This window comes from Kordiimonas sp. SCSIO 12610, from assembly GCF_024398015.1.
GTDB lineage: Bacteria > Pseudomonadota > Alphaproteobacteria > Sphingomonadales > Kordiimonadaceae > CANLMI01.
Genome location: NZ_CP073747.1, coordinates 165,915 through 178,346 on the forward strand (window position 1 = coordinate 165,915; position 12,432 = coordinate 178,346).

Genomic DNA, 12,432 nt, shown 5'->3' on the forward strand with positions numbered 1-12,432 from the left:
GTAACTTCCCCTGTATATGGACACTCTAATTGATAAATTCATATGCCCGTTGAAGTAATCAATTACATATGAACGTAAAGAAAAATACAGACCACGACAGTTTTTAAAAAGGTCAGGAAAATAATGGCTGAACAAACAACAAATTCTATCAAACAGTTCATCAAAGATATTCTTTTTGTCGCTGTTTTTTATGTCTTATTCACCACATTTGCATGGGGAAGTTTCCATATACCGTCTGGCAGCATGGAACCAACATTAGAAGTTGGCGATAGAATTTTTGTTTCCAAATTTGCTTATGGCTATAATCAATATTCATTTTATTTTGATCCGCCTATTTTGAAAGACCGGGTTTTATCCAGCAACCCAGAGCGCGGGGATGTGGCCGTTTTTACACTTTCCCGAAACGGCGAAACAACAGACTTCATCAAGCGCGTTATTGGATTGCCTGGCGACAAGATCATGATGCGCAATGGTAGACTGTTTATCAATGATAAGCTTATTGAACGAAATTTAGTCCGTCAGGTTACTTACACGTCCTATTTAGGCGGTGAGCGCAAAGTCAACGAATATGAAGAAACCCTGCCAAATGGTGTTAAGCACCGTATTTATGAAGAAACTGATCAAGGGCGCTACGACAATACACGCTTGTTCGTTGTCCCGGAAAATCATTATTTCATGATGGGTGATAACCGCGATGGCTCTAATGATAGCAGGGGTACGTTAGGCTTTATCAATATCAATAATTTTGTCGGCGAAGCCAACATCACAACCTTCAGTCTTTATGACTGTGATCAAGGTAAAGACATAAGTTGTCTAGGGCCAATCCCTTACGGAAGATTTTTCAATTTAATTGACTGATCTTCTTATTCATTTTCTGGCAATAGCGGTTTTGTAAAAGTCCGGTTATAGGAGAGGATACATTTAGTATCCTCGCCGTATTTAAAGGCTTTCATACATTCAGGATCTTTGAAGGATTTTTCCCTGTAATGTTCGTACGCCGCTAAGCTCTCAAATGAAAACAATGTATAGGCAATATTGTTTGCCCCTTCGCTTGGTAAAAAATACCCATGATGAATACCGCCAAACTTTTTAACAAGCGGCATCCACATTTTTGCATAGGTTTCGAATTCATTTAATTTGTATGGATCGATAACATAGGTGACAAAACAGGTAATCATAACTTAGCCTTCAAAGCTTTAAGCGTCATTCGTTTATGCTCCCCAAATAGGGTCGCTTAATTTCTGAACAAAATCCTTATGCGTTTGCAATTCATCTTCGCTGACGGCGAAGGAACGTTTTGGTCTTTCCTTCTTTTCACCAACAAAAGCATATGCTTTTTTCTCTACCGCTAGATCAAGGCCGGCTTGCCGCCCCCCCATCAATTCAATATAAACATCCGCAAGAATTTCAGAGTCCAAAAGCGCGCCGTGAAGGGTACGGTGACCATTTTCTACACCAAATCGCTTGCAAAGGGCATCAAGTGAATTTGCCTGGCCCGGGAATTTGGTGCGGGCAATAGCAAGCGTATCCTTAAACCTTTTTGCTGGAATGATTGGATAACCCGCTTTCTCAAGCTCGAAGTTGATAAATTTCATATCAAACTCGGCGTTATGTGCAACCAGAACACTATCATCACCAACAAAATCAAGAAAATCCTGAGCAATTTCTGCAAACAACTGTTTGTCTTTAAGAAACTCGGTTGTCAGGCCATGGACTTTAACTGCTGACTCTGGCACCTCTCGTTCCGGGTTAATATAAATATGAAATGGTTTGGTCTCTGTGAGGCGCATATCCACCATTTCCAGGCAACCAATTTCGATCAATCGATCGCCTGACAGTGGATCAAACCCTGTGGTTTCCGTATCAAATACAATCTCGCGCATTTTCGCCTTCTCAAAATTTACTCGGATAGCGTTTCAATAATCTTCTGTACTTGCAGTCTAGCATGATCAAAGCCCTTATCGGTTTCAACAATAAAGTCAGCTTTTTCGCGCTTGATTGCATCAGGTGTTTGTTTGGAGAGGATATCTTCAAATTTATCTGGTGTCATACCAACGCGTTCCAACACGCGATTTCTCTGCACTTCATAAGGTGCGGATACGACAACAACCTTGTCACATGCTTTTTCGCCGCCAGTTTCAAACAATAAGGGAATATCGACAACAACAATATTCTTGTTTTCTTTTGTCGCTTGTTCGAAAAAAGCAATTCGATCTTCCTGAACCATAGGATGCATTATTGCTTCCAGCTTTTTAAGGGCCGCCTTATCAGCGAATACCATCTGACCAAGCATAGCTCGGTCCAAAACCCCATCGTCAACAACACCAGGAAAGGTTTCTTCAATTAGCGGTATCGCTCTACCATTTTTTGACTGAAGTTTATGAACCGCAGCATCGGCATCAAAAACAGGAATATCAAAACCCCGAAACATGTCTGCCGTTGCACTTTTTCCCATACCAATGGAACCTGTTAGCCCAACAATGATCATGACAGTTTTTCCATCAATTTACTATGGAGTGCGTCATCATAAGAAACTTCTTTTTCAAACCATATTTTAAAGGAAGCAGCGGCTTGGTACACAAGCATACCAAGGCCATCCACAGTTCTTAACCGCCGTTCCCTGGCAGTTTTCAAAAGATTAGTCTCAAGGGGTTTGAACACAATATCATAAACAACTGTATCACTTGCGGCACTTTCCAAGGATATATCAAGCGTAGGCTGACCAATCATACCGAGGCTTGTAGTGTTAACGACAAGGCCAGCAGCAGACGCGGCAGCAGACCTATCATCCCATTCAACAACCGTTATCCGCCCACGCCCGAGTTCATCACGAATTGTTTCCGCTTTTTCTCGTGTTCGGTTCGTGAGCATAACCATTGGGATATTTTCATTCAAAAGGCCCAGCACCGCCGCACGCGCGGCACCACCTGCACCAATAACCAAAGCTGGCTTATCTTTTGGCCAATCAGGAACGGATTTCTTCAAATGTGTAATCAATCCTATACCATCAGTATTAAAACCAACTGTACTACCGTCCTCCATAATTTTTACAGTATTTACAGCACCCATTTGGCGCGCGATTGGTGCCAATCGATCAAGAAATGGTATAATATTGGTTTTATGGGGGATTGTTACGTTGAAACCTTTAAGACCTGATTGTTTTGCATTTTCTAAAAACATCCCAAGATCAGCCGGGTCAACATCAATTGCGCAATAAAACCCGTCAACATCGCTATTTTCGAACCAATGGTTATGAATAACCGGTGATAGGGATTGACTGATCGGGTGACCAATAACAGCCGAGGTTTTTGTATCTATTACAGGCATAATTAAGCCTCTATCATATCATGGAGTTTTAAAAAGTTCAGCAGTGGTATCAAAGGCATACCCAAAATGGTGAAATAGTCACCAGAAATTCTGGAGAACAGTTGTACCCCTCGGTCTTCAATATGATAACATCCGACAGATCCCAAAATATCTTCACCGGCTTTACCCAGATATGCCTCAATGTCAGGCATAGTCATCGGATGCATTGTCAAACGCACTTCATCAACAAACCGCCAAATGGGTTCCCCCTCAAAATAGACAACGGCAGCAGAAAATAGCGAATGGGTCTTTCCTTGAAGTTCCATTAACTTCGCTGCCGCATCCTCTAAATTGTTTGCTTTGGAATAAATCTGATTGTCACATTCCAGTACCTGATCAGATCCGATAACATAATTATCAGGATTGCCTAAAGAAACAGATCTTGCTTTATAATCTGCAAGGATATCCGCCAGATCACGCGCTGAAACACCATTTTCAAGCAAGCTAGCTTTCAATCCTTCTTCATCAATCATTGCTTTTTGCGTTTCAAAAGCAACAGATGCTTTTTTGAGCATAGAATTACGTGCAAAGCTTTGTGACGCTAAGATTAATTTTGGCATTTTAATCGCCTAAGGAGTTACTGAAAAACAATAAAGTCTCGAAATAAACCAGGGTATATTATGGCTTTTGTCTAGCTTCCAGCCAACTTTTATAGCGGTTCATAATTGATGCTGCTGTTTCCTCAATAGAACGGCGGGTTACATCAATTGTTGACCAACCACGTTCGTTACAATAACGCCTGCATTGTTTCGTTTCGTCTTTAATCAAGTCGATATCCGTATAGTCGGCTTCTTCATCTTCATTGATTGATCTTAGTCGATTAGTCCTAATCTGGACCAAACGTTCAGGACTTGCCGTTAAGCCAATAACAAATTTATCCGGTAAATTATCAAGAACTGCTGGCATAGGGCAATTAGGGACAAAAGGAACATTTGCTGTTTTAAACCCCTTGTTTGCAAGATAGATACTTGTCGGGGTTTTCGATGATCTTGAAACCCCAATCAGGACAATATCAGCGAGAGGAATATCTTCGGCGAGTTGCCCATCGTCATGAGCCATTGTAAAATGTACCGCGTCAATCCGGTCAAAATAATTGGCATCCATAATATGTTGACGGCCGGGGTTATGACTTGCCTGCATTCCAAAATATGACCCTAGTAAACTAATAACAGGATCAAGAATGGATAGCACAGGCAGGTTTGCTTCCTTACAGTTTTGTTCCAAAGTTGCCTGTATCTCAGGGTTAACAAGCGTGTACATAACAAGACCAGGCTGCTCCTTGATATCTACCATCAAGCGTTCCATTTGGGTGGCTGTTCTGATTAACGGCCAAAAATGTTTGGAGACATTAACACCTTCAAACTGAACCAAAGCAGCAGCGATTATTGCTTCAAGCGTTTCACCGGTTGAATCTGATACCAAATGCAAATGGAACTTTCGGTCTTCATTTAAAGTGCTTATCAAACTGTCTGTCACGATCACCAACTTTTCTGTCTTCCGACCATCTTTATCCTATTGATAACGTGAGGGAAGACTCTGTGGATAACTTATCAATAAATAGGGGATATTTAAAATTAGCGTTTTATCCTCAATCTTTGAAAGAGTCTTCATATCACTAATTGATTTTATCCCTTGATGAATAATAATAAAGATATTTAAGTATCATATTCATATCTTTAAAATTTTTATCCACAAATAACTGTTATGTAAAATTTTGATTTTAAAGAATAAAATTAATTCATCCTCGTTCTTCAGTGTTTTTATCCACAACAATTCTTTCTAGTGACTTTCTTGTGGATAAAATCTGTAAAACTGGTTATCCACAGTTTTCACAGGCAATAACTACAATCACAATATTATTATATATAAATATATATAATTAGGTAGTTAGCTTTGTATTATGTATTCAAGATAAAAGATTGAAAGTTAGAGAATGACAAAAATCCTGCTTGAGACTCTCAAAGGAAACCCTTCGGATCGTGTCCCTTTCTGGTTTATGCGACAAGCAGGGCGTTATTTACCTGAATACAGGGAAATCCGTCAGAATGCGCCTTCTTTTATGGATTTTTGTTACAATCCTGATCAGGCGACTGAGGTAACACTTCAACCAATTCGTCGGTACGGTATGGATGGTGCTATTCTTTTTGCAGATATTCTCGTTGTTCCTGATGGTCTTGGACAGAAGGTTTGGTTTGAAGCTGGTCATGGTCCTAAATTAACACCTGTAAACACTGAAGAAACCTATGCTGAATTAAGCCTTAATGGATTTCATGATAAAGTCGGTAATGTTTACGAGACTGTTTCAAGGCTTTCAAAAGAACTTCCTGAGGAAGTAACGCTTATCGGGTTTGCTGGTGCACCCTGGACTGTTGCAACCTATGTGATTGAGGGTGCTGGTAGTAAAGACCATGCAGCTGTAAGGCAAATGGGGTATGGAAACCCTGAATTGTTTGGGAAAATTCTCGACCTTCTAGTGGATGCAACATCAGAGTATCTCTGTGCTCAAATTGATGCAGGCGCTAATGTCGTACAGATTTTTGATAGCTGGTCTGCGGCGATCCCTGAACCTTATTTCCATAAATGGATTATTGAACCAACACGCGAGATTGTTGCGCGAGTTCGTGCGAAGCATAATGAAACACCAATCATTGGATTTCCAAGGCTTTCAGGCGCAATGTTAGAAACATATGTTTTAGAGACAAAAGTTGATGGGGTTTCTCTGGATACAGGGGTTCCGCTTGATTGGGCGCGCGACAGTGTTCAACGCCATGTGTGTGTACAAGGAAATATGGATCCGCACCTTGTTGTCTCAGGCGGTGATGCAATGGTGAATGAGGCAACCCGTATTCTGGACACTTTAAAAGGCGGCAGTCATATATTTAATTTGGGTCATGGTTTTGTTCCGCAAACACCACCGGAAAATGTTGCATTACTTTCTGAAACAATTAAAAATTTCAGACGTTAGATAGTTCTGGCCATTGGTATATAATTTCAGGAAATAGAGATGGAAGATTTCTTAAATAGTGCGTATCTGTGGGTGAAATCTTTTCATATTATTTTTGTTATATTCTGGATGGCTGGTCTTTTTATGATGCCGCGGTTTTTCGCGTATCATATGCAATATGATGCGGGCAGCGAAGAAGACCAAAAGTGGCAGGAACGCGAAATTCGATTACTGCGGATTATTATGAATCCAGCCATGATTATCGCCTGGGTATTTGGAATAACGCTTATCACAATTATTGGTCTTAAAAGCGGTGGGTGGCTTCATGTGAAATTGCTGTTGGTTGTTTTATTATCGGGGTTTCATATGATGCTTGCGAAAACGCGCAGGCGTTTAGCAGCGGGTGAGCGCCCTCACAGTGAAAAATATTTTCGCCTGATTAATGAAATTCCCGCTGTTTTCATTATAGCAATTGTTATTTTAGCGGTTGCAAAGCCATTTTAATTTTGATAAACGGCCAAAAATATTGACAGACACACGCTTTTCCATACAATGAAAGCACTCAAATAGCTTTGTATCTCTTCATAGAATTTCTTCGTTAACGTACAGTTCCTTCCAAAATCTAAGATATCCATGTTCGTTACGAACCATCTGGAATTACCATATAAAAATTGGCAAAACCCATGCATTTACAAGACTTAAAGAAAAAAAGCCCAGCAGATCTTTTAACACTTGCTGAGGAAGTTGGCGTTGAAAATGCCAACAGCATGCGCAAACAGGATATGATGTTTGCAATTCTAAAACACCTCGCTGATGATGATATTGAAATTATGGGCGGCGGTGTTATCGAGATTTTATCTGATGGTTTCGGTTTCCTTAGAAGCCCTGAGGCAAATTACCTTCCGGGTCCTGATGATATTTATGTTAGCCCAAGCCAGATCAGACGCTTTGGGCTTAGAACTGGGGATACGGTTGAAGGTCAAATTCGTGCGCCAAAAGATGGCGAGCGCTATTTTGCGCTTCTGAAGGTTTCAAAGCTGAACTTTGAAGAGCCAGAAAAAACCCGTCATAAAGTGCACTTTGATAACCTAACTCCGCTTTACCCTGATGAACGCCTTAAACTTGATCCAGATGATCCAACTGTAAAAGACAAATCGCCACGTGTGATTGATCTTGTTGCCCCAATCGGTAAAGGCCAGCGTGCGTTGATTGTGGCACCGCCGCGTACTGGTAAAACGGTTCTTCTCCAAAATATTGCCCAGAGCATTACCCGTAACCACCCTGAATGCTATGTTATTGTTCTTCTTATCGACGAACGCCCTGAGGAAGTTACAGACATGCAGCGCAGTGTGAACGGCGAAGTAGTATCCTCAACATTCGATGAACCGGCATCACGTCACGTGCAAGTGTCAGAAATGGTCATAGAGAAGGCAAAGCGCCTTGTTGAGCACGGAAAGGACGTCGTAATCCTTCTTGATAGTATCACGCGCCTTGCACGGGCTTACAACACGGTTGTACCATCATCTGGTAAGGTTCTTACAGGCGGTGTGGACGCAAATGCGCTTCAGCGTCCTAAACGGTTCTTTGGTGCTGCCCGTAATATCGAGGAAGGTGGATCACTTTCAATTATCGCGACTGCGCTTATTGAAACCGGTAGCCGTATGGATGAAGTGATTTTTGAGGAATTCAAAGGAACGGGTAACAGTGAAATTGTTCTGGACCGTAAGGTTGCAGACAAGCGTGTGTTCCCGGCGATTGATATTCTTAAATCAGGTACTCGGAAAGAAGAATTGCTTGTGGATCAAGGAACACTTGCAAAAATGTGGGTTCTTCGCCGTATTCTTACCCCTATGGGGACTGTGGATGCGATGGAATTCTTATTGTCCAAGCTTAAAGACGCACCAAATAATGATGATTTCTTCGCTCAGATGAATAACTAAATCAATAAAGAATTATTTAAAAAAGGCCTGCAATTTATTGTAGGCCTTTTGTTTATGTGGTTCAGACAAAACACTATGGTTTTACCTTCAAGGATCTATATCGTTTGAAATTAATCAAGAAGGCTTAGTTGTTCTTGTTGGATATCAGCAGTATATTCCATAGCGCCCTCGAGGATTAATAATGCTCTTTTGGTGTGAACACCGCCCTCGCCCGAGAACCCACCCATTTTATTTCCGGACGCTAAAACCCTGTGGCATGGAACAATAATAGGGATTGGATTTGTTCCACAGGCTGTTCCAACTGGCTGCGCAGCAGAACCAATTTTTTTAGCAATTTCACCGTATGTCAGGGTTTCTCCAAAGGGAATATCAAGCATGGCATGCCAAACCTTTTTCTGATGATCACTTCCATCCAGATCAAGTGGGAGGTCAAAGTTTTGCAATAGGTCGCCATCGAAATATGCATCTAACTGTTTCTTGGCTTCACGTAGAAATGGTGTAGGTTCTTGAAACGGTGACCACCCCCAATCGAGTGAGACAATTTTCTCATCAAATTCGGTTATGGTAATATCCATAATTGGTGTATGAAGCGACAGTTGCGGCATGACTAAGACCTTTTGCTGCGAAACGTTTTCTTGCCTATAGTCCTATTGTTAGATTGATGGTTCAGCAAGAAATTTTATGGTTGGTTACAAGATAGTGTTTGATCAATGACAAGTCAGGAAACAATTTTTGCGCTCGCGAGCGGTGCTGGTACTGCGGGCGTCGCTGTTGTCAGGATTAGTGGCCCTAAGTCCTTATCAGTATTGGAAAATATTACAAAAAAACCTTTACCAAAGCCAAGGTATGCAAGCCTTCGTGAATTAACGGATCAAAATGGAAATCGCCTTGATCAGGCATTGATCCTGATATTCCCTACCCCAAACAGCTTCACAGGCGAAGATGTTGTTGAACTTCATTTACATGGTGGCAGATCGGTGATCGAGGGTGTTCTGACAACGCTTGGTTCGTTTGAAGGTTTGCGTATGGCCGAGCCTGGCGAGTTTTCGAGACGTGCCTTTGAAAATGATAAAATGGATCTAACTGCTGTCGAGGGGCTTAATGATCTTATTCATGCACAAACACTAGCGCAGCGCACACAGGCACTTGCTCAAATGGATGGCGGCTTGCGTGAAATTTATGAAGGATGGCGCAGTCAATTGCTTGGCTATCTTGGTCATTTGGAAGCGGATATAGATTTTCCTGACGAAGATTTGCCAGAAGGTGTTGCTGGTGCTGTAAAGCCCAATATATTGAAGTTTAAAAACGAAATTATACAGTATTTGGATGATAATAGGCGGGGGCAAGTAATTCGCGATGGGTTTAAAGTTGTCATACTCGGTGAGCCAAATGTTGGTAAATCAACGCTTTTAAACACACTAGCAAAATCGGATGTAGCAATTGTTTCTGATGAAGAAGGAACAACGCGTGACACAATCGAAATTCAGTTGGACTTGGGTGGGTATCCTGTAAGACTGATTGATACGGCTGGTATCAGAAATACAGATAATGCAGTAGAAAAAGAAGGTATTAGACGAGCCTTTGATAAAGCAAATGATGCGGATTTAAAATTGGTACTTGTTAGGGCTGATCAATGGCCTAAAATTCCTAAAACACTTATGGGAATTATTGACGAGAAAACACTGATTATCATTACAAAGTCCGACACTGTTGATGATAGTGCAATGTTTCACGTGGAACAATTGGATCAAAAATTTACAATATTTAGTATTCAATCAATTTCTGTTAGGAATAAATTGGGTATCGATGAGTTATTTAAAAATCTTTCGTCATATATAGCTGACCAGATGGATGGTCGTGATTTGCCGTCTTTAACCCGACTTCGTCACCGATCAGCGCTAGAAACCTGTATTGAACATTTAGAAAGATTTGAAGATAACGCAGGTTTTGACGCAGTGCTTGCTGCGGAAGATATTAGAATGGCTGTCAGGTCCCTTGGAGAGATTACTGGCCGTGTTGATGTTGAAGATATGTTGGATATTGTATTTTCAGATTTCTGTATTGGAAAATAGATGTTTCACGTGAAACATCCATGAAGCTTGGTGTGACTCTTTTGAGATGGTTTGTTGCTGACAAACTGAAACCAATCATTACCTTGGTTTCAGGGTTATGTTGCTTTGACTCTGTCTGTGATTGACGGTATATCAGGCAACTCTTTTTCCAACGTAATAGTGACACTGTGATTATATAGTAGATCGAATTGAAGCGTTTTGATTTTGTGGAAAGATATCATGGTAAGTAGTTTTGATGTAATTGTAATTGGTGGTGGGCATGCTGGTTGCGAAGCAGCAGCAGCTTCTGCACGTGTTGGGGCCAAAACACTTCTTGTTACACATAAAGTTGAAACTATTGGTGAAATGTCCTGCAATCCCGCAATTGGAGGGTTAGGTAAAGGGCATTTAGTTCGTGAAATAGACGCTTTAGACGGTGTGATGGCAAAGGTTGCTGATGCATCTGGTATACAGTTTAGGCTTCTTAATCGCCGGAAAGGCCTTGCTGTTCAGGGGCCGCGCTGTCAATCGGATCGCAAGTTATACCGTGAAGCAATGCAGTCAATTCTGAACAACTATGATAATTTATCGATCATGGGTGCAGCCGTTGAAGATTTGATTGTTTCACGTGAAACATCAAAGCCTGAAATAAAAGGGGTGATAACCGCTGATGGCCAAGAAATCTATGCAGACTCTATTATTCTGACTACGGGCACATTTCTACGCGGTATGATCCATATCGGTGAAAAACAAATTCCCGCAGGTCGTATTGATGAAGCCCCTGCCCTTGGTCTCTCAGATACATTGATGGATCTTGGGTTTGATTTAGGGCGACTAAAAACAGGAACACCTGCACGCCTGGATGGTCGAACAATTGACTGGGATAAATGTGAGGAACAACCTGGCGATAACCCACCAGTGCCTTTTTCATTTATGACATATGAGGTTACTGTCCCCCAAATTAGTTGTTATATGACGCGAACAACAATAGAAACCCATAAGATTATTGAAGATAATATCGGGCGCTCGCCGATGTATTCTGGTCAAATTGAAAGTAGTGGACCGCGCTACTGCCCTTCTATCGAAGATAAGATCGTACGGTTTGCTGACAAGGAGAGCCATCAAATCTTCCTGGAGCCAGAAGGATTGGATGATCATACCGTGTATCCAAACGGTATCTCTACAAGTTTACCCGAAGACGTTCAGGAAAGAATGATAGCGTCTATCCCGGGCCTTGAGAATGCAAAAATCATACGTCATGGTTATGCTATTGAATATGATTTTGTTGACCCACGGGAACTTCATGTCACGCTTGAAACCAGGAAAGCATCTGGTCTTTACCTTGCTGGTCAAATTAATGGAACAACAGGATATGAGGAAGCAGCTGCACAAGGTTTGATCGCCGGGGCGAATGCTGCACTAAAGGCAACTAAACAGCTTGATCAAAAAGGTGCATTCATTCTTGACCGAGCCGACGCTTATATCGGGGTTATGATAGATGATTTGGTTACACAAGGGACACGTGAACCATATCGTATGTTTACAAGCCGCGCTGAATACAGGCTTTCCCTTCGTGCGGATAATGCTGATCAACGTTTGACACCAAAGGGAATTGAATTTGGCCTTGTCAAGGGTGAGCGTAAAAACATATTTACCAAGAAATTCAGTGATTTGGAGGCTGGTCGAACTTTGCTTCGGTCGCTTGAAATTACCCCTAATGAATTGAAAAAACTTGGTTATAAAATCAAACAGGATGGTATTCGACGAAGTGCCGAGACCCTTTTGGGATTTAATGAGTTTACCTTTGATGATCTGCTGAAAATATGGCCAGAAGAGATCAATACGATTTCAAAAGACAGTATTGAGCAACTAGAAATTGATGCTTCTTATAAAAGTTATCTCGATCGCCAACAGGAAGATGTGAATGCTTTTCGTAAAGATGAAGCACTAACCATACCAGATACATTGGATTTTGACGAAGTTATTGGGCTATCAAATGAAATGCGTGAAAAATTCAAGACTGCAAGGCCAGCAACGCTTGGTGCAGCTGCAAGGATTGCAGGTGTTACACCAGCCGCATTATCGCTGTTACTTAGATATGTTAAACGCCGCAAAGCTGCTTGATAACACC

Annotated in this window: 13 protein-coding genes; 6 read left to right on the forward strand and 7 right to left on the reverse strand. The window is 41.4% G+C overall.

Annotated elements, in window-relative coordinates:
* The first annotated feature begins 123 nt into the window (after positions 1–123).
* Entirely contained in the window at positions 124–858 is a 735-nt protein-coding gene (lepB, locus tag KFF44_RS00830; protein WP_255936282.1) for a signal peptidase I, read from the forward strand.
* A 5-nt stretch (positions 859–863) separates the two neighbouring features.
* On the opposite strand, the gene KFF44_RS00835 is transcribed toward lepB, so the two are convergent.
* The 6 genes from KFF44_RS00835 to KFF44_RS00860 are packed head-to-tail and all read right to left on the reverse strand — an operon-like array spanning position 864 to position 4,842.
* Positions 864–1,178: an NIPSNAP family protein gene (locus KFF44_RS00835; protein WP_255936283.1), complete on the reverse strand. Its 315-nt coding sequence runs from the start codon at positions 1,176–1,178 to the stop codon at positions 864–866.
* Between the two features lie 33 nt (positions 1,179–1,211).
* A complete protein-coding gene (gene dnaQ, locus KFF44_RS00840; protein ID WP_255936284.1) occupies positions 1,212–1,883 on the reverse strand; it encodes a DNA polymerase III subunit epsilon in 672 nt (223 codons plus the stop codon).
* Between the two features lie 17 nt (positions 1,884–1,900).
* Positions 1,901–2,488 carry a dephospho-CoA kinase gene (gene coaE / locus KFF44_RS00845; RefSeq protein ID WP_255936285.1) on the reverse strand — a complete coding sequence of 196 codons (588 nt, stop codon included), beginning with the start codon at positions 2,486–2,488 and terminating at the stop codon, positions 1,901–1,903.
* Positions 2,485–3,327: a shikimate dehydrogenase gene (aroE, locus tag KFF44_RS00850; protein WP_255936286.1), complete on the reverse strand. Its 843-nt coding sequence runs from the start codon at positions 3,325–3,327 to the stop codon at positions 2,485–2,487. Before aroE ends, coaE begins: the two co-directional genes overlap by 4 nt.
* Positions 3,328–3,329: 2 nt before the next feature.
* Positions 3,330–3,926, reverse strand: a complete 597-nt coding sequence (locus KFF44_RS00855; protein ID WP_255936287.1) for a Maf family protein — start codon at positions 3,924–3,926, stop codon at positions 3,330–3,332.
* 58 nt (positions 3,927–3,984) lie between these two features.
* A complete protein-coding gene (locus tag KFF44_RS00860; RefSeq protein ID WP_255936288.1) occupies positions 3,985–4,842 on the reverse strand; it encodes a pyruvate, water dikinase regulatory protein in 858 nt (285 codons plus the stop codon).
* A gap of 457 nt (positions 4,843–5,299) precedes the next feature.
* Here KFF44_RS00860 and hemE point away from each other — a divergent pair, with 457 nt between their 5' ends.
* The 3 genes from hemE to rho all read left to right on the forward strand — a co-directional run bounded on the left by hemE (position 5,300) and on the right by rho (position 8,250).
* Positions 5,300–6,331 carry a uroporphyrinogen decarboxylase gene (hemE, locus tag KFF44_RS00865; RefSeq protein ID WP_255936289.1) on the forward strand — a complete coding sequence of 344 codons (1,032 nt, stop codon included), beginning with the start codon at positions 5,300–5,302 and terminating at the stop codon, positions 6,329–6,331.
* A 39-nt stretch (positions 6,332–6,370) separates the two neighbouring features.
* A complete protein-coding gene (gene hemJ, locus KFF44_RS00870) occupies positions 6,371–6,814 on the forward strand; it encodes a protoporphyrinogen oxidase HemJ (protein ID WP_255936290.1) in 444 nt (147 codons plus the stop codon).
* A 179-nt stretch (positions 6,815–6,993) separates the two neighbouring features.
* The gene (rho, locus tag KFF44_RS00875) at positions 6,994–8,250 is read left to right on the forward strand and encodes a transcription termination factor Rho (RefSeq protein ID WP_255936291.1); all 1,257 of its coding nucleotides are present in this window, start codon (positions 6,994–6,996) and stop codon (positions 8,248–8,250) included.
* Between the two features lie 110 nt (positions 8,251–8,360).
* Here rho and KFF44_RS00880 read toward each other — a convergent pair whose 3' ends face one another.
* On the reverse strand, positions 8,361–8,855 hold the full coding sequence (locus tag KFF44_RS00880; RefSeq protein ID WP_255936293.1) for a methylated-DNA--[protein]-cysteine S-methyltransferase: 495 nt from the start codon (positions 8,853–8,855) through the stop codon (positions 8,361–8,363).
* A 105-nt stretch (positions 8,856–8,960) separates the two neighbouring features.
* Between KFF44_RS00880 and mnmE the strand changes: the two genes are divergently transcribed.
* Together mnmE and mnmG are read left to right on the forward strand one after the other, a co-directional pair.
* Positions 8,961–10,322: a tRNA uridine-5-carboxymethylaminomethyl(34) synthesis GTPase MnmE gene (mnmE, locus tag KFF44_RS00885; protein ID WP_255936299.1), complete on the forward strand. Its 1,362-nt coding sequence runs from the start codon at positions 8,961–8,963 to the stop codon at positions 10,320–10,322.
* A 219-nt stretch (positions 10,323–10,541) separates the two neighbouring features.
* Positions 10,542–12,425: a tRNA uridine-5-carboxymethylaminomethyl(34) synthesis enzyme MnmG gene (mnmG, locus tag KFF44_RS00890; RefSeq protein WP_255936300.1), complete on the forward strand. Its 1,884-nt coding sequence runs from the start codon at positions 10,542–10,544 to the stop codon at positions 12,423–12,425.
* Positions 12,426–12,432: the final 7 nt, after the last annotated feature.